The following is a 20,167-nucleotide window of genomic DNA, read 5'->3' on the forward strand; positions in this document are numbered from 1 at the left end:
TTTAAGCAACTTTATCAGGGGAATGAATGGAATGAGCAAAGTGTGGCTAACGGGTGATGCTGTGGTGGATCTGATCCCTGATACTGAGATGACATACCTAAAATGCCCCGGCGGTGCGCCAGCAAATGTTGCCGTGGGAGTCGCGCGTCTTGGGGGCAATGTGGGGTTCTTCGGTCGTGTCGGTGATGATCCTTTTGGGCATTTTCTGGCTGACACGCTTAGACAGGAACGCGTGAATACCGATTACCTCATGTTTGATAGAGATAACCGCACGTCCACCGTGGTGGTTGATCTGGATGACAATGGCGAGCGCAGTTTTACTTTTATGGTAAAGCCGAGTGCCGATCAGTTTATGGCGTCAGAAGATATTCCTGCATTTTCAAAAGGCGACTGGCTGCATACTTGTTCGATTTCTTTGGCCAATGAGCCAAGCAGAAGCAGTACCTTTGAAGCAATGGCCGCAGTGAAAGCAGCTGGTGGCTATGTGTCGTTTGACCCCAACCTGCGGGAGGAGGTATGGCAAGATCCTGCGGAAATTATCCCCACGGTGATGCGTGCTGTCGCTATGGCTGATGTGGTGAAATTCTCGGATGACGAATTGCTATTGTTGACACAAAAACAGAATTTTGAATCAGCATTACGAGACGTCGTGTCATTGGGTATTCCATTGATATTAGTGACACAAGGTGCGAAGGGGGCATTGGTGCTGCTATCGGAAGAGCATACCCTGATCACAGGTACTGCAGTGAAACCCGTAGACACTACAGGGGCTGGGGATGCCTTTGTAGGCGGGCTTCTGGCATACTTAGCTAATGCTGGTCAGTGGAAAACGGAACAAGGTGTTGTGAAAGAGGTCGTAGAACAAGCTGTGATATGGGCTAATGCCTGTGGCGCGTTGGCGACGACTCAAAAAGGGGCCATGACAGCATTACCCGATTTACCAAATTTAGAGCGCTTCATTCTTCAAGGTGCCCCGTAGAAGGTTGATTTTCTTTTGTCCCGCTAAGATTTTTACTACAAATGACCAATTCTAGGGGGTAAGGCATGTCGTCTTATCCCCTGTTTTGTTTCTGCTCATCGGCGAGTCGCGCTGCAACATCATCAAGAGCTTGGAGAAGGTCGGCACGAATAATTGGCTTGGTCAGGTAGGTGTTCATGCCTGCGTCTTCTGCGCGTTCGAAATCGCTGGAGTTAGCATGCGCGGAGAGGCCGATGATGAATAGAGCAGACATATCATGCTCTTTCTCGAACGCGCGGATTTGTTGAGTCATTTCGTAGCCATCAATGTAAGGCATGGAAACATCGGTGATCAAAATGTCAAAATGGCTCTGTTTGTAGTGCGCAATGACGTCTCGCCCGTCCTCAAAAAACAGGATGTTATCTGCAATCTCAGACAAATATAGACGAATGACATCGCGATTATATTCAATGTCATCCACCACAGCGATCGACAGTGTTTTCAGTAAGATAGGCAGTTCGGGGACAACTTTGACGATAGAACTGGTCGACATCGAGGCGCTTGGTTGGCGATTGAGATGTTGTTTATCTTGCACCGCGTGGTTCAATGCTGTGAGTAATTGCCCCATTCGCAATGGCTTGGAAATGATCGGAAAGCCAGAACGCGTACTTGCCAACTTTTGCTGTTTAAGTTCGGAACACACTGCCACTACGGGGCACATGTCTGTGTCTTGCCATTCACCATCATGTGAAAACAACACCACGGCAGCATCGAAGTCCAATTGACTATGCGCAATGTGCTCGACAGTGGTCAGGTATTGGAACTTTGTGCCCCAGTGCGTGAAATAGCGGTCCAATATCGGGCGATGAAGGGGGTCGGCATTCACAACGGCAATATGTTTTCCGACTAACGCGTTGTCGTCTGACTGTGTTTGTTGGACGAAAGGCAGAGCAAGAGTAAAGGAAAATTGGCTACCAATGCCTTCTTGGGAGCGAATGTGCAAGTGGCTGTCGTTGAGAATGAGTAGTCCTTGGGTAATCGAAAGTCCTAGCCCTGTTCCTTCATACCGTCTTGTTGTGGTTCCATCGACCTGCTCAAACGCGTTGATCACATGAGCCAGCTTATCTTCAGGAATCCCGATACCGGTATCTTCAATAGTGATAGTGAAATTGATATAGCCGTTTCGTTGGCTGTGTTCCCCAGTTACCAGAATCTTTATGTATCCTTGGTCGGTAAATTTGACGGCGTTACCGAGTAAATTGTTCATTATTTGGCGAATTCGTAATTCATCGCCAGTGACGTCTGTGATAAGCGTCGGAGGAATATCAACGACGATTGTCAGCTCTTTTTCCGATGCCGCGTAAGCACACAGGGTAGCGACCTCTTCTATGGTGTTGCGAAGCGAAAAAGGGGTGCTGTTGAGCGTCAATTTACCCGCTTCAATTTTGGAAAAGTCGAGAATGTCATTGATCAATTGAAGGAGGTCTTTGGCTGATCCTCTAATGATATTGATATAGCTGCGTTGATCGTTGTTTAGGGGGGAGATATCGAGCATTTCAGACATGCCAATAATGCCATTCATTGGCGTTCGAATTTCATGGCTCATGTTCGCGAGAAACTCAGACTTTATTTTGTTGGCATGCTCGGCGTTTTTGACCGCTTGTTTAAGTTCTTGTTCGAAACGATGGCGTTCGCTGATATCTCGGATAATAAAAGCGTATCGGTCTAAGGCGCCAGACGTGTCCAAAATGGGAAATGCACTGATTTCTGTCCTGATGGTTTTGTTTTCTCGGGTCGTACACGTTGCGCCAATCGTTATAGTTTCGCCGGCTTCCATAGCATCAGCGATATCAAAGGCAGCATCTACACTTGTTTCTTTTCCAAAGAGTAATGTTAGTAGCGGTTGAGAGAGGATCTCTTGCTCTTGGTAGCCGATTAACGTATTCAAAGCGCTGTTGGAGCGCGTGACCTTCCCTGTTAGGTCAGTGATCAAATACGCTTCATGAGATTGCTCTACAATGTCGGCAAGTAGCTTGTTTTGGATAGCTAATTGTTGATACCGGTTTTTCTCAATCGATAGCTCTTCATAAGTTTTGAACAAAGACACGGACATGTCGTTGAACGATCGCGCGACTTGAGCCACCTCATCGTTGCCTTTGACCGGAACCGATACCCCTGGGCCGTTTTCTTGAATGTGCAACGCACCTTGTTGAAGCTGAAGAAGTTGTTTTGTCAGCAGCGACCCAAAGGCTAACGAGAACAAGGCGACAAGCACCATTTCGATCAAAGCCAACGATATAGCGTATTTTTTAGCGTCCTGGAGCAACTGACTGAAGGCGCTAACGTCTAGCCCCACTTCAATATGACCAACGGTCCAATCGTCAATTTTAATGTCTGCAAGAATGTCATAGATTCCATCTTGTGATTCAGAGGGGCGCTGGCTGTAGTTTGGCTCCGCAGCATCATCAGGCAGTATGGATGACTGGGCTAAAAGTTGGCGTTGGTCATTGAAAATACGTATGTACGCAATGTCGCGATTACGCGTTGCTTCTTCGCTAAATGAGCGAAGATTCGCCAAGTCCGTGGCGATGATGGCATCACGAACAGCGATAGCAAACGTGTTGGTGAGCTGCTCTCCGCTGGCGATGATTTGTTTTTCGTTGGAGTCGCGCAACCATCCGATGCCAGAAGCGATCAGTATGGCCAGTAACACGACTTCAATGATCGCGATGCCAAGTATGGTTTTAAGGCGAAAAGTCATCGTCTTTTAGTTTTTCTCTTCCTATTTGGGCGAGATCACCGAAATATTGAGCTCGCGAACATCATCCCAATCTGCATCTTGGGCAGATTGAAACCCTTTGATTTTCAATTTTTCGAGCGCCTGACTTCCTTCCGGTGTTTCAGACAGCATCACAAACGCCTCTTGTAGTCGAAGTCTTGCGTCCTCTGACATCGATGGATGCGTTGCGACTGCATGCGGCGTATATCCCTTCGTTTTCAGAAGAACATCGAGGTTTTTCGTTGTTGTATCAGGGGCTGCGTTCAACGTTCGAACAATGCCGCCGCCCGCTGAGAACAACCCATCAGACACGGCGAGGTAAGATGAGTCATGAGAGCCGACATAGTGAGGAGTAAAAGTGACTCCTTGGTTTTTCAACGCAGCTTGCGTTAACAAGGTGGCGGCAAATGCAGCGGGAGCGGGAAATGCAACGTCCTTACCTTCCAAATCCTTTAGCGTATTGATGCCATCACTTTTGCTCACCACTAAAATACCTTTGATGCGCTTATCTTTTGCATGTGCAATCGCCTTGTAGCCAGGAGATTGGTTGAAGACGGTAAAGTGGTAAGGGTTCATATAGGCCAAATCGTAGTCGCCAGCTGCCAATCGTTTTTCAAACTCAGGAATATTTGGTGCAGTGGCGAATCGGATTTTTAATCCCGTGAGTGCACTGACTTTCGCCATGACAGGGCTCCACGAGCGAATGAGCTTAGAAGACGACTGCTGGGGTACAACGCCAAATACAATCGTATCTGAAGGTCTCTGATCGGCGTCAGCGAACGCGGGCGCCGTGGCGAAAGTCCAAATTACTAGTGCTGATAGAATGGTTTGGAATAGGCCTTTGGTTGGCGCGCTATGACGGTTACTGTTTGATCTCATTGCAAATATCCACGTGAGAAACTGTGTCTTAACTATAGTACAGTGTTTAAAATATGCGATGATTCGTCGGGGGTATCGTAGGTGTTTTGGTCTTACTGTGAGCAAAGAGATGTACCCAAGCAATATGAGATCGAGCATCTTCAGCTTGCTTGGGTAAAGTACAAATAAATTCGCCCTGAGCTTTAGCTTCCACATTGTGTTTGGCGTCAGGATTGGGCGCTGCAAATTCCACTATTCTCATGTACTCTTTGTGCTGATTTTTGAGTGCTGTGATCGTCGAGTTGACGACGTATGGGTTTGAAAGGGAGATTCCATGTCATCAGAAAAACTGAACACAAAATTGGTGTCAGCAGGGCGCGATAAAAAGTACTGCCACGGCAGTGTGAATAGCGTGATTCAACGAGCGTCATCGATTGTTTTTGATTCTGTTCAGCAAAAAAAGCATGCGACTAAGCATCGCGGAGAGCGCGAGTTGTTTTATGGCCGCCGTGGCACTCTGACTCACTTTGCTTTTCAAGATGCGATGACCGAGCTGGAAGGGGGCGCAGGCTGTGTCTTGTATCCGTGTGGATCGGCCGCCATCGCCAACAGCATATTGTCGTTTGTGAAAACCGGAGACAACGTGTTAATGACAGGCGGTGCCTATGAGCCAACACAGGCATTCTGCAATACGATTCTGGCCGATATGGGTGTGTCGACAACCTACTATGACCCGATGCAGGGCGCAGAAGTCGCCAAGCTTATGACGTCGGACACCGCTTTGGTGTTTCTAGAAACACCGAATTCTATCACCATGGAAGTGCCGGATATTCCGCGTATTGTCAGTGCTGTGCGAGCGGTTAAATCTGATGTGGTGATCATCATTGATAACACGTGGGCTGCTGGTGTTTTGTTTAACGCATTGGAGTACGGCATCGATATTTCGGTGCAAGCAGGCACTAAATACATTGTGGGTCATTCTGATGCAATGATCGGCACAGCGGTTGCTAATGAACGTTGCTGGGAACGCTTACGTGAACGCTCTTACTTGATGGGGCAAATGGTTGACGCCGATACAGCGTATGTGGCATCTCGAGGGCTTCGTACCTTGGGTGTACGTTTGAAACAACATCACGAAAGCAGCATTGCTGTTGCACAATGGTTGAGTGCTCGTCCGGAAGTGGCACGAGTGAATCACCCTGCATTACCTGAATCTATCGGACATGAGAATTATCAACGTGATTTCTCGGGAAGTTGTGGGCTGTTTTCATTCATTTTGAATGAAAAACTGACTGAGGATCAAATTGCCAATTACCTAGATAATTTCACGCACTTTAGCATGGCGTATTCTTGGGGCGGCTACGAATCATTGGTATTGGCGAATCAGCCAGAGGAACTTAATGCCATTCGTCCTGTTGGCCCAGTAGACTTTGAAGGTACGCTGGTGAGGCTGCATATTGGTTTGGAAGACGTTGAAGATCTGATTGCCGATTTAGAAGCGGGCTTTGATCGCATCAAGTCGTGAGTTAAGCGCGAGAAAGACGAAAGAAAAACGGCGCGATTGCGCCGTTTTTTGTTTGGAGATTTATGTTTTCAAGTTCGGCACGGACTCATAGTGCTCAACCGTCGGAAACGGATCATAGAAATGGTGTAGCAGTGCCTTCCACTCTAAGTAGCCCTCTGACTGTCGAAACCCATCGGTGTGATCTTCCAGTGTTTCCCAATTCACCAAAAGCACATAGCGACTTGCGTTTTCCATGCAGCGACGCACTTCGTGGCTAATATAGCCGCGCTGCGCCGCAATGATCTTCTGAGCTTGGGCGAATGCGGATTCGAACGCTGTTTCTTGTCCCGGAATCACGTTTAGAATCGCGACCTCTAAAATCATTTTCTCTCCTTGAAAACAGTTAACTCAAACCTATCGTTCTTTTGTACCCATTCTTTTTTGCCAAGCGCAGGTACTCGACGTCCGCTGGGTTGTTATTTGTCTTTGTTCATCAGCATTTTTAGGGTTTCGGCCAACTCTTCGGCACTGTTGTGGGCACTGGTGTTTACCACGTATTTGCCGTTAACCAGGAAGGTGGGTACGGAAACGATACCAGATTCTGTGGTGATTTGGTCAGCGCGCCCAATCGCAGCAAACAACTCGGTTTGTTGTGCTTCGCTTAACGTATATGGGCTGGTCAGACCGAACTGTTCAAAGACTTGACTAAGAATTATTTTATTCTGTTCTGCGTCATCGGTTTGCTGCTCTTGAACATACTTGAACAATGCTTCTACCAATGCCTTTGATGGCTTGCCTTCGGACTGCGAGATAGCCGCATAGTAAATGAGCGCAGAGAAGGTGGCGCTTTCGTTGAACGTCACATGCGCTTTGCCAATGTTGACACCAGCGGCGGCTTCAATGGCTGGAATAGCATCTTCCATTGAACGGCAGTGACCGCAAGAAAGACTAAACACTTCAGTCACCGCGGGCAGGTTTTCAAGCTGAACAGGGGCTTCTAGTGTGGTGTATTTGTCTGAATTCGATGGCGCATTTTCGCTGCATGCAGTAAGCGCCAATGCGGTAAAAAGGGGTAAAAGCAGTCTTGTCAGTTTCATGTGTTGGTCTTCACTCTCACTTGATTTTCACCAAGCAATTAAAAATATGATGAGATGAGGATTATACCTGAGTCTGGCAATTATCCCCAAGCAACCTGAAGATGCTCGCTGAATCCTACATCTTCAGGTTGCTTGGGTATATGCATGCGCGGCGCTTAGGAAAGAAAAAGCCAGTCAGGGGGACTGACTGGCGAAAGTTTAACGCTAGGCTCTTCTTGTTATAACTGAAACTAATCGACGATCATCTTACTTTGCATAATCATTGCGTCGATCACTGAGGTGCTGATTTGTTCCGATGACATGCCTGCAATGTCGACACTGTATGCGTCCGCCATGTCTTCAACGCTCATGTTGTCAAACACCACTTGTTGATCAACGTTGCCGTCGCCATTAGAGGAAATGTTAAGCATTGCATTTCCTTCTCCGTCGTCTATTAAAGAGAGGTAGCTATCGAGCGATTCTGATGGCTCTGCTTGCATTAAGTCCGACAAGTTGATGGCATCTTGTGAGGTGTCAAAATCAGCAATATGGTCAACCGCTGGCGCGTCGGATGTGCCTTGGTCACCGTTGAGGAAGGCGAAGGTATCAGACCCTGCACCGCCTGCCATGGTGTCATTACCTTGCCCACCGAAGATCAGGTCGTCACCTAATCCCCCATCAATGATGTCATTGCCTAAATTACCGTGAATGATATCGTTCCCGTTGTTTCCAAGTACAAGATCATCCCCGTCACCGCCCGCAATACGGTCGTTGCCGTCACTCCCAGAGAAGGTGACATCATCGAGTGAAATGACATCGGCCAGTGAATCGCTAACGCCATTCAGGGAGGCATTCGAGATGGCATTCTCAGACCCCCCAATGGTGACACTCACATCGGTTTGAGCACCGTTGGTTGCAGTGAGCGTAATGACCTCTGTCACTGTGTCATTGTCGCCTAATGAAGGTGTTGAACGGGGGTCAAGTGTGTAAGTCCAGTTGCCATCGACCAGTTCCAATGAACCGTACTGTCCCGTCACCGTCGTATCTGCAAAAGAGGCTTGGGCATCATTGGTGTCTGGATCCAAAATCGAAAGCGAACCCTGCGCGACAAGCGAGGCGGTGGCACCGTCAGTAAAGTCGGCATAAGACATTGAGCTTGGCTGGTTGGGCGTATCACGAAGGTAATCCATCGATGTGCCCGGCGCGATCGTGGGGCCATCAATTTGAATAATGACTTTGCCTTGTTCGTTGGCATCTTCTTGGAAACCACCATCACCATCGAGGTCGACATCTAAAACAGCAAAAGAATAAATGTTCCCGCTGCTGTCTTGATAATCTATCTGGTAGTCATAGGTAGCGGTATAAAGCACACCATTGATTTCTACTTTCTGCGATGAATCATAAACGTACTCATTGGAAGAGATGTCACCATGCATTTGGCTATCTGTGTCGTAAATGCGGATGGTAGATCCCGAATCATTAAACGTCAGTGTTGGCTCGTTTCCGTAGTACTGCATGTCACCACCGGAGAAGCCATAGCCATCGCCAAGTACAAAGGCATTGTTGATGTCGACATAATCCTGGGTTGCAGAATCAGGGGCGACAATAGCTGCGCTGTTGGTGCCAACGACAAATGGGTTGTCGTCGGTGCCCGAAATGGAGATGTTGATGTTTTGCACCGTACCGTCAGTTGCAGTGAGTGTAATGGTATCGTTGACACTGTCAGTGCTTGATAACACCTCCGCTTTCACGTCATCCAATTCGTACGTCCAAACACCGTCCACCAGCGTCAGTGTGCCGTAGCTCCCTTCCACGGTGGTATCAAGAAACTCGGGCGCGTCTTCTGCATCTACGTCGCTAATGGTAATGGTGCCACTGACTTTGATTTCGTCTCCAAAATCTCCTTCAGTAACTGCACCAGTGAATGCGCCCGTGACGGTTGGCGCATCATCAGTTCCTTCAATGGTAATGATAACTTCGTGTTGACCGCCTTCAGAGTCCGTAATGATGATGGTATCGAGCGTTTCATCATCGATTTCTTGGGCTTTGCTCTGATCCAAGGTGTACGTCCAGTTGCCATCAGTCAGCACCAGCGTACCGAACTCACCTTCAACGGTTGTGTTTGGTAGCGTTGGGTTGTCTGCCGAATCGACATCACTGACGGTTAACGTCCCTGAAGTGGTAATAGGAGCGACTGTCGGTAAGTCGTCATAAGACATGTTACCGTCTCGAACGAGAGAGTCTGGAACGAAGTCGAGTTGGGTTCCGGGTTGAATCTCTGGGCCCGTCAGCTGAACAATGATGTTGCCTTGTTCGTTACTGTCATCTTCGTGTCTGCCATCACCATCTAAATCAATATCAATAATCGCGAAGGTATAGATATTGCCACTGTTATCCGTGTATTCCATGGTGTAGTCGTAGTTGGCGACGTACTGCTGACCATTAAATTCAATGAATTGATTAGTGTCATCTGCGGTTTCATTGACGATGTCATCCCCGTGCATGGTGGAGTCATCATCATAGAACTTCACCGTGGTGGCTGACTGTTGAAAATCCAATGTTGGAGGGTGTTCACCAAGGTATTGCATATCACCACTGGTGAAGGAGTAACCTTCATTCATGATGAATGCGCCCGTTACGGTGTAAAAGGCTGGTTCTTCGAGCGTGATGGACGCAGACGTGGTTCCACTTAACTCAGCGGCATCATCCGTGCCCGTGACCGTGATAACAATGTCTTGGGTTGTGCCATCAGACGCCGTTACCGTAATGGTGTCGGTGACCTGCTCATCTTGATTAAGTGACTGGGCGGCTTCTTGGCTCAGGGTGTATGTCCATTCGCCGTCGACGAGGGAAAGGCTGCCGTATTCCCCGTCGGTATTCGCATTAGGAAAGCTCACGGCATCACCGTCTGCATCGCTAATACTCAATGTGCCCGTTGCTGTTGCAACATCGCCAGCGTTTCCTTCGGTAACGGCTCCCGTTGTTTGGCCTGACACTTCGGCTGCGTCATCGGTACCGGTCAACGAGATGACGATGTCTTGCGTTGAACCATCACTCGCTGAAACAGTGATAGTGTCGGTGGCAAGCTCGCCGTCATTCAACGATTGAACAGCGTCAGTGTCGACGGTGTACGTCCACTCACCGTCTTCCATGGTGAGGCTGCCGTATTCACCGGTAATGGTTTCGTTGGTGAAGGTCGGTGTTTGATTGGTGTCAGGATCCACAATATTGAGCGTGCCCGATGCACTTTGTGCACCCACATCTTCTGTGATGCTGGCGGTTGCATCACCTGTGATCACGGCAACGTCATCGGTACCCGTTACATCAACGGTTATCTGCTGCACGGTGCCGTCAGTGGCGGTTAACGTGAACACTTCTTGCTCGGTTTGGTTATCGTTGAGCGTATCGGCTTTTGATGGGTCAATCGTGTACGTCCATGCGCCATTGGACAGAGTAAGGCTACCGTAGTCGCCTTCAATCGTAGTGTTTGCAAAGCTTGGTGATTCGCCGTCATCGGCATCAGAAATCGATAAGGTCCCCGATGTACTGGTTTCAGGCGTATCAGCACCCATATCAACATCACCAGACGAAGTGCCAGTCACGATCGCAGTATCATCGGTGCCCGTGATGGTGATAACGATGTCTTGGGTGGTGCCATCCGAGGCTGTGACGGTAATGGTATCGGTTGCAGTATCACCTTCAGCCAGCGATTGAATCGACGCGCTGTCAGCGGTATATGTCCATGCGCCGTCTACCAGAGTGAGTGAACCGTATTCACCCGCCAAGGTGCCATTAGGGATGGTTGGCGTGTCACCTGTGTCCGCATCCGTGATGGTAATTGTGCCCGTCGCGGTTTGCGCGCTTGTATCTTCCGTGATGCTGGCGGTGGTATCGCCAGATATTACCGCAGCGTCGTCGGTGCCCGTGATGGTGATAACGATGTCTTGGGTGGTGCCATCCGAGGCTGTGACTGTAATTGTATCGGTCGCGGTATCGCCGTTTGCAAGTGACTGGATAGATGCGCTGTCAGCGGTGTACGTCCATGCGCCGTCTACCAGAGTGAGTGAACCGTATTCACCCGCCAAGGTGCCATTAGGAATGGTTGGCGTTTCACCTGTGTCTGCATCCGTGATGGTAATCGTGCCCGTTGCGGTTTGCGCGCCTGTATCTTCCGTGATGCTGGCGGTGGTATCGCCAGATATTACCGCATCGTCGTCGGTACCCGTGATAGTAATGACAATATCCTGCGTCGTACCGTCCGAAGCCGTGACCGTAATGGTATCGGTCGCAGTATCGCCGTTTGCAAGTGACTGGATAGATGCATTGTCAGCGGTATATGTCCATGCGCCGTCTACCAGAGTGAGTGAACCGTATTCACCCGCCAAGGTGCCATTAGGAATGGTTGGCGTTTCACCTGTGTCTGCATCCGTGATGGTAATCGTGCCCGTTGCGGTTTGCGCGCCTGTATCTTCCGTGATGCTGGCGGTGGTATCGCCAGATATTACCGCAGCGTCGTCGGTGCCCGTGATGGTGATAACGATGTCTTGGGTTGTGCCATCCGAGGCTGTGACGGTAATGGTATCGGTCGCGGTATCGCCATCTGCGAGTGACTGGATGGAAGCGCTGTCAGCGGTATATGTCCATGCGCCGTCTACTAGAGTGAGTGAACCGTATTCACCCGCCAAGGTACCATTAGGAATGGTTGGCGTGTCACCTGTGTCCGCATCCGTGATGGTGATGGTGCCTGTCGCTGTTTGTGCACCTGTATCTTCAGTCATGCTGGCGGTGGTATCGCCAGATATTATGGCAGCGTCGTCAGTGCCCGTGACATCGACAGTAATTTGCTGTGCCGTGCCGTCCGACGCGGTCAATGTGAACACTTCTTGCTCTGTTTGGTCTTCGTTCAGCGCATCGGCTTTCGAAGGGTCGATAGAATATGTCCAGTTGCCATCTGTAAGTGTAAAGGTACCGTAATCGCCTTCAATGGAAGTGTTCTCGAAGCTTGGAGAGTCCGCGTCATCCACATCAGAAATAGACAATGTGCCGGAAGCACTGGTTTGTGGCGTATCTGCTCCTAAATCCACACCACCTTTTACCTCACCTGCTACGACAGGCGCATCATCCGTGCCCGTCACTGTGATAGTGATGCTGTGCTCCGAGCCATCCGACGCCGTAATAGTGATGGTTTCAGTGACTTCTTCACCTTGATTCAGTGACTGCGCTGTCCCTTGTTCAAGCGTATAAGTCCAAGCGCCATCGACTAATGACAAGCTGCCGTACTCACCGCTGACATTCGCATCAGGGAAATTCACGGGGTCGCCATCAGGGTCGACAATATCCACTTCACCAGTTGCCGTGGAAACTTCTCCCACATCGGCTTCGGTGACCTCGCCTAACGTGGTACCCGTGATGACTGCAGCATCATCGGTGCCTGTCAGTGATATTTCGATTGTTTGGGTGGTGCCATCGGAGGCGGTGACCGTGATGATATCGGTGACCGTTTCGCCTTCGCCAAGCGATTGCAACGCTGCTGTGTCGGCGGTGTAGGTCCAATTGCCTTCAAAGATAACCACGTGGCCATACTCGCCGCCTAACATTCCGTTCGGAATCGTTGGACCTTGATTACCGCCTTCATTGGCGAATCCATCTCCTGAGTTTTCAGAACCCACATCCACATCAGAAACGGTGAGGGAGCCAGATGCCGTTTGTGCGCCCGTATCCTCGGTAATTGCGCCTGACGTATCGCCTTCAAAGACCGCGGAATCATTTGTACCTGTAATGGTAATGACAATATCCTGCGTTGTACCATCCGATGCTGTCACCGTAATGGTGTCTGTTGCGGTATCGCCTTCCGCGAGTGACTGGATGGATGCACTGTCGGCGGTATATGTCCAAGCCCCATCCACTAAGGTCAGTGAACCGTATTCACCGGCTAAGGTGCCATTAGGAATGGTTGGTGTGTCACTTGTGTCTGCATCCGTGATCGTGATGGTGCCTGTTACGGTTTGTGCGCCCACATCTTCAGTGAGGCTGGCGGTAGTGTTGCCAGATATTACGGCTGCGTCGTCGGTGCCCGTAACATCAACGGTAATTTGCTGCACTGTGCCGTCTGTCGCGGTGAGTGTGAACACCTCTTGCTCGGTTTGGTCTTGGTTCAGGGCATCGGCTTTCGAAGGATCGACCGTGTAAGTCCAGTTGCCATCGGAAAGTGTAAAGGTGCCGTAATCCCCTTCAATGGTGGTGTTCTCAAAGCTTGGAGATTCACCGTCATCCACATCAGAAATCGAGAGCGTGCCTTCAACGTTAACAGTATGTTCTGCAGGAGCCTCGGTTGGGGTGTTCGTGGCGCTGAGTGACACGGTGGCTGGATCAGACAGATTCCCGTCAGAATCGACAGCTTGATAAGTCAGCTCGCTGTCTGCGTCAACGGAAACAACTTCTGCACCTTTAATGACGAAGGCGCTGGCTTCTTCTGCGTCGACAAAGACACGAAGTTCGTCAAATCCACCATCGTTTTCAATGGAAATAGTTGGTCTGACTCCTTGCTGAGAATTCAAATCGGAGTAGGTGTATTCCCCGACAGCAACGCCATCTTTGAAGGCGATGACGATGACATTTGCATTTACATCATCCACGCTGAAGTGACTGCCAACTCCTCCTAAATGTACGTTTGCACCCGTGACATTGTCGCCCTCGTCAAAGGTCAATATCATGGCTTCGCCGAATGCACCGTTTTGCGCGTCAGAACCTGCACCGATGCCCTTATACACCGTATTGTAAGCAACATTCGACTCAGAGATGTCACTGTTCGCATCAGGTTTATCACCAGAATACTGGACGGCAGTTATCGTGATGCCATCAGAGATAATCTGTGTTTGCTCTGCAGATGTAACGTCTGATTCCGAATAGGTGGCTGACGATAAATCTGGTTTAAACACGAAACTGGTATCGTCTGACAAGGTTTGATTCAGCGTCACTTCGACTTCGTTATTATCGTCATCAACGTAGTAAAGCGTGCCGCCTTCCGGCAAAGAAGTAATCACAACGGAGGTTTCTTTTCCGTCATTGCCATCGTCCTCAGCATCGGTCGCGTAATCTGCGAGCGTGAAAGAGACATTGTTGCCATCGTTTTGCGTGAAGGATGCATTATTGGCATCAGGCGCATCTGAACCGACATCAATCGTTGCCGATGTAGTGCCCGTTACAACAGACGCATCATCCGTACCCGTAATGGTAATCACGACGTCTTGGGTCGTGCCGTCTGACGCCGTGACTGTAATGGTATCGGTTGCAGTATCACCGTCAGCCAGTGACTGAATCGACGCGCTGTCAGCGGTGTAGGTCCATGCGCCATCGACCAAGGTCAATGAGCCGTATTCACCCGCCAAGGTGCCATTTGGAATGGTTGGCGTATCACCGGTGTCTGCATCGGTGATTGTGATGGTACCTGTTGCGGTTTGTGCGCCCACATCTTCAGTGATGTTGGCAGTGGTATCGCCTGAGACCACGGCGGCATCATCGGTGCCGGTGACATCCACGGTAATTTGTTGCACCGTGCCATCGGTTGCGGTGAGTGTGAACACCTCTTGTTCGGTTTGGTCTTCGTTGAGTGCATCAGCTTTCGATGGATCAACGGTGTAAGTCCATGTGCCGTTGGTGAGCGTGAAGGTGCCGTAATCCCCTTCAATGGTGGTGTTCTCAAAGCTTGGCGTCTCACCATCATCTGCGTCAGAGATAGAGAGTGTGCCAGACGCACTGGTTTCCGGTGTATCAGCGCTTAAATCAATACTGCCCGTGGTTGCGCCAGTAACAACAGCAGCATCGTCGCTGCCGGTGACCGTAATGGTGATTTGGTGCTCGGAGCCGTCTGATGCCGTCACTGTAATGGTGTCGGTGGCAGAATCACCAGCACCCAAAGATTGCGCGTTGTCAGGGTTAACGGTGTACGTCCATTCGCCATCAGTCAGCGTCAGGCTACCGTATTCCCCTTCGACAGTGCCGTTTTCAAGGGTCGGTTGTACCGTGGCATCTGGGTCGCTGATGTTGATAGAACCAGAGACAGAGGTATTGCCGCCTTCAGCGAGAGTCGCGCTGAGATCACCCGTGATCACTGCCGCATCAGCGGTGCCTTCAACGGTGATCGTGATTTGTTGTTGCGTGTTATCGGACGCGGTTAGCGTAAACGACTCAGTGGCTGTTTCACCGCCTGGGATTTCCTGCGCTTTGGAGGGGTCGAGAGTGTAAGTCCAATTGCCATCCGTTAACGTGAAGGTGCCGTAGTCACCTTCAATGGAAGTGTTGGCGAATTCTGGCGAATCGTTAGCATCGGCATCTGAAATCGATAGGGTGCCTGTTGCCGTGACGGCGTCAGTGACATCCAAATAATTGATGGCGCTGACTTCAGAATACGAGCCTGCAACAAGGTTAAGATCTGTGCCGGGAAGAATATCAGGGCCATCGATTTGAACCAACACGGTTGTGCTGCTGCCGTCGCCGTTATCGATGGACAAGACACCCATAGTGAACACATTGTCATAGACATCGGTGTATTCGACAGTTGCAGTGACCGACAGCGGATAGGATTGGCCATCAATCTCTATGGTTTGGTTAGCGGAGTTATTTAGTATCCCATCACTGTCTGTGACAGTGGCGCTAAATCCTGCCGAATCAAAGTGCATGGTGTCTGGCTGCGAACCTTGATTGAAATCCTCACCATCCACATCGATATCGTCACCGAGCACAAACACGTTGTTGATTGTGATATCAGAATCAATGGCTGTTGTGACGCTGCCGCTAAAGTCACCACTGACGACAGCTGCATCGTCAGTGCCTTCAATCGTGATAACAATACTATGCTCTGTGCCTTTTGAATCGGTGAGCGTAATGGTATCGGTTGTGCTTTCGTTTTCGCCAAGAGATTGCGCCGCACCCGGATTCAGGGTGTAAGCCCATTCACCGTCTGTCAGCGTGAGCGAGCCAAACTCTCCGTCTACTGTAGTGTTTTCAATCTCGGTATTGTCGCCCGTATCTGGGTCAACCAGTGACACCGTGCCTGATGTCGAAATCTGAGTGCCTTCAACCAGCGAACCTGTTGTGTCGCCAGTAAGTTCAGCGGCATCATCGGTGCCTGTGACATTGATTAACAGTTCGTGTGTGCCGCCCATCGAATCTGTAATTGTGATGGTGTCGGTGACTTGTACGCCTGCGCCAATTTCCTCTGCGAGCTCAGGGTCGAGGGTATAAGTCCAATTGCCATCCACCATGCTGAATGAGCCGTATTGACCTTGTGTATTGGCATCAGGAAGCGTGGGTGTGTCGTTGGTATCAGGGTCACTAATAGAGAGGCTACCACTGGCGGTTAGCGAGCCTGAGTCGTCCGTAACATTACCACTCACGTTGCCACTAAGCTCTGCGGCGTCTTCACTTCCCGTAATCGTGATGACAATGTCATGCACTGTGCCATCTGAAGCAGTGATACTTATAATATCTGTGGTGGTTTGCCCTTCATCGAGATATTGCGCAAGGTCAGGGTCAAGGGTGTATGTCCAACTGCCATCAACAAGCGCGAGTGAACCGTATTGACCATCCGTCGTGCCATTAGGCAGTGTTGGGTTTTCGCCCGTGTCCACGTCGACTAGCTCAACGGTACCCGTTGCAGTGAGCGCGCCATTGCCTTCGGTGATCGTGCCGTTAGTGTTGCCAGTTAGAACCGGTTCTTGGTCAGTGCCAGTGATGGTAATGGTGATGTCGTGTGTGGAACCGTCTGATGCTGTGATGGTGATAGTGTCAGTGGTGGTCTCTCCTTCGGGTAAAGAAGCGACACTGTCGGGGTCTAGGGTGTAAGTCCATTCCCCATCGACGAGTTCCAATGAGCCATAGCTGCCGTCGACCGTGCCATTTGTTAGCGTAGGAGACTCCCCAGTGTCAGGGTCGATGATTTGAATCGTCCCTGTTGCGGTTAACGTACCGTCATCACTTATTGAGGCAATGGTGTCGCCTTGCAGGGCGGGAACAGTATCGGTACCTGTAATACTGATGACAATATTCTGTTGGGTGCCATCGCTGGCAGTGAGCGTGATAACGTCAGTGTCGACTTCACCAGTGTTGAGAACGGCTGCGGCTTCTTGGTTAAGTGTGTATGTCCAGCTTCCATCTGTGAGAACTAGAACGCCATATTCGCCTTCGATGCGTGTGTTCTCGAACGTCGGTGTGTCTTCGGCATCGACATCTGTAATGCCGATCGAACCTTCAACCGTGAGCGCTTCTTCAGTGGCGGTTTCGGTTAACGAACCGCTAAATTCGCCACTCACAACCGGTAGGTCATCGGTCCCTGTGATAGTGATGGTGATATCTAATGGCGTACCATCTTGTGAATAGACAGTAATAACGTCAGGCAACAGGTCGCCTGCATCCAATGCATCTAGTGCGGCATTGTTGGCTTCGTCGGTGGTGTAAGTCCAGTTCCCCGCGGTGTCGATAGTGAGCGTGCCAAACTCTCCGACAATGGTGTCCGCTTGGAAAAAGCCTTCTCCAGCATCAATGTCGGTGACGTTCACACTGCCTGATGTCGACAATTGCCCGTCGTCTTCATTGATGGAGACATCTGTCATGGCACCAAAGGTCGGAATATCGTTGGTGCCTTCAATAGTGATCGTGAGGCTTTGTACGGTGCCATCTTCAGCGCGAACATTGATGGTGTCCGTGAGTTGGTCACCTTCGCTCAATCGGTCTATGGCACGAACATCACCAGAGGTGGAATACGTCCAACTGCCGTCGGCATTGATGGTGACTTCCCCCCATCGTCCTTCAATGGTTTGAGGTGTGAAGGTATTGTCGTTGCCATCGACATCGGTTGACGCTAATTGCCCTGTGGTAGACATAGCGCCGTCGGCTTCCAACACTGTACCGACAACGTCTCCTGCAATCTGAGAGGGATCATTCGTACCGATGATAGTGACAAGAATGTCAGTTTCTGTACCGTCGACTGATCTCACGGTGATTGTATCGACGCGTTGCTCACCTTCTTTCAAGGTGTCTAAGGCGGAACTTTGAGAAGGGTCAGAGGTGTAGGTCCAGTTGCCCGCGCGATCAATACTGACCGAGCCCAAGTCACCCAAATACGTGCCCGCTAACATGAAGGCTTCTTGATTATCAGCGTCGGAGATGTTCATTGAACCATTAACGCTCACCACATCGTTGGTTTCATAAACGTCTTGCGTGGTAGTCGCCGAGAATACGGGGGCGCTGTTAATGCCTTCGATAGTGATAACAAGTTGCTGTGAAGTACCATCTTCGGCGCGGACGGTAACAACTTCCGTTAAGGTTTCGCCGTCAGGTAGGCGTTGGATTGCCCCGGTGGGATCGGTGCTCGTGTAGGTCCAATCGCCGTTTTCATCGATGGTGAGTTGCCCACGTGTTGTAGCAATCGTTTCTGCGATGAAGGTGTTGTCGTTACCATCGACATCGGATGAGGTTAGGCTACCGGACGTGGTGATGGTGCCACCGTTATCGGAAACCGTTGCGGTAATATCACCAGCGATGAGCGCATCATCGTTGATTCCGTTGATTGTTAGCGTGATTTGCGTTTCGGAGCCATCGACAGAATAAACGGTAACCGTGTCGATAATTTTTTCGCCATCAGTTAGCCCATTGATCGAAGATTGATGGGTATTGTCCACTTCATATGACCAATTACCCGCTCTATCAATGGTGAGAGTTCCCCAATCACCTTCAAACTCTCCCGCTTGCATGAAAGATTCGCCCCAATCGGGGTCGGAGACATTGAGGGAACCTCGCGCCGTCATAGTGTCATCACTTTCTCGGATGTCAGCGCTGGTCATTGCTGAGAATACGGCACCGTCATCCTTGCCTTCAAAGGTGAGCGCGATTCGTTGCTCTGTCCCATCAGCAGCGCGGACAGTGGCATATTCCGTTAGCGTGTCGCCTTCGTTTAGTCCTTTGATGGCACCGGTGGGATCTGTGCTGGTGTAGTTCCATGTTCCATCACTATCAATGGTAAGTTCACCACGTCGTGTTTGAACCGTTTCCGCGATAAACAGGTTGTCTTGGCCATCAGCGTCCGATGAGGTTAGGGAGCCTGACGCTTGTAACACATCGCCATCTTCAATGTTGACGGCAGTATCTCCTGAGATTTCTGCTGCAATATTGACTTCACCCTCGTTGTTATTCGCGTTGTTATCCGTGGTATCCGTGTTGTCGGTGACGTCATTGACAGTTTGATTGTTATCTCTTTCGGAATCTTCGGCGTTGGAGTTACGTGCCAGTAAGCTGGCATAACGCGCTGAGGTCAAGCTTTCCGCCTGAGCTGATGAGAGGCCGGCATCGACAAGCCCTGTAGTATCAAACATTTCAATGTTGCTGACGCCACCAAGAGAGCCGTTCGCTTCAATGATCACTTGAGGGCCCGAGGTAGAACTGCTGAGTTCTTCACCCGCTGCAGTTTCTGTGCCTTCGATTTGCGTTGGGTCATCCCCTTCTTCTAACGCGGCGATAATATCCTGCACATCAGACGGTAAATCTAAGCTATCAAACCCTTCATCATTTAATAGGAGGGCATCGTCGAGCACATCAACTTGCTCACCATCTTGAGTCACCAACCAAGCATTTTTGCCGTTAGGCACAGACACAACGTCGCCACTGTTTATCTGCATCCCAGGTGCTGCAGGCGTCATTTCGCCGTCTGGTTTAACCACAAAAGCTTGCCCAACAACTTGACTGAGAACCAAAGTGATAGCCATTGAAATCTCCCATTACCATAGGGTTCAAAAATGAACCAAAAGAATCAGAATTGATTTATTGATTAAATTTAGTACACAAAATTCGTCGGTGTTAAGTCCACGCAAGGAAGAAAGTCAGGTTTTTAAGAGATAGTGTTTCATTGATGAGACATTTGAATGTAAAGCGTTTTTACAGGGAACGATGACAAGAAGGTGTGGGAAAAATTCGTGACTAATAAAGACTGTCTTTCACAG

At 49.9% G+C, this 20,167-nt stretch carries 7 protein-coding genes; 2 read left to right on the top strand and 5 right to left on the bottom strand.

Annotated elements, in window-relative coordinates:
• Positions 1-31: 31 nt before the first annotated feature.
• Complete coding sequence (locus tag Q365_RS0102080) at positions 32-979, top strand: aminoimidazole riboside kinase (RefSeq protein ID WP_028021782.1); 948 nt, start codon at positions 32-34, stop codon at positions 977-979.
• A gap of 73 nt (positions 980-1,052) precedes the next feature.
• On the opposite strand, the gene Q365_RS0102085 is transcribed toward Q365_RS0102080, so the two are convergent.
• On the bottom strand, positions 1,053-3,719 hold the full coding sequence (locus Q365_RS0102085; protein ID WP_028021783.1) for a hybrid sensor histidine kinase/response regulator: 2,667 nt from the start codon (positions 3,717-3,719) through the stop codon (positions 1,053-1,055).
• A 21-nt stretch (positions 3,720-3,740) separates the two neighbouring features.
• Positions 3,741-4,616 (bottom strand): phosphate/phosphite/phosphonate ABC transporter substrate-binding protein, encoded by an 876-nt coding sequence (locus Q365_RS0102090; protein WP_028021784.1) that lies wholly within the window; start codon positions 4,614-4,616, stop codon positions 3,741-3,743.
• A 313-nt stretch (positions 4,617-4,929) separates the two neighbouring features.
• On the opposite strand from Q365_RS0102090, the gene metC reads away from it, so the two are divergent.
• Positions 4,930-6,120: a cystathionine beta-lyase gene (metC, locus tag Q365_RS0102100; RefSeq protein ID WP_028021786.1), complete on the top strand. Its 1,191-nt coding sequence runs from the start codon at positions 4,930-4,932 to the stop codon at positions 6,118-6,120.
• 60 nt (positions 6,121-6,180) lie between these two features.
• Here metC and Q365_RS0102105 read toward each other — a convergent pair whose 3' ends face one another.
• From Q365_RS0102105 to Q365_RS26620, 3 genes are all read right to left on the bottom strand, one after another.
• Positions 6,181-6,483, bottom strand: coding sequence for an antibiotic biosynthesis monooxygenase family protein (locus Q365_RS0102105; protein ID WP_028021787.1), 303 nt, complete (start codon positions 6,481-6,483; stop codon positions 6,181-6,183).
• A gap of 92 nt (positions 6,484-6,575) precedes the next feature.
• Positions 6,576-7,196: a thiol:disulfide interchange protein DsbA/DsbL gene (locus Q365_RS0102110; RefSeq protein WP_028021788.1), complete on the bottom strand. Its 621-nt coding sequence runs from the start codon at positions 7,194-7,196 to the stop codon at positions 6,576-6,578.
• A gap of 230 nt (positions 7,197-7,426) precedes the next feature.
• The gene (locus Q365_RS26620) at positions 7,427-19,933 is read right to left on the bottom strand and encodes a VCBS domain-containing protein (RefSeq protein ID WP_028021789.1); all 12,507 of its coding nucleotides are present in this window, start codon (positions 19,931-19,933) and stop codon (positions 7,427-7,429) included.
• Positions 19,934-20,167: the final 234 nt, after the last annotated feature.

Source organism: Enterovibrio calviensis DSM 14347 (genome assembly GCF_000621165.1).
Lineage (GTDB): Bacteria > Pseudomonadota > Gammaproteobacteria > Enterobacterales > Vibrionaceae > Enterovibrio > Enterovibrio calviensis.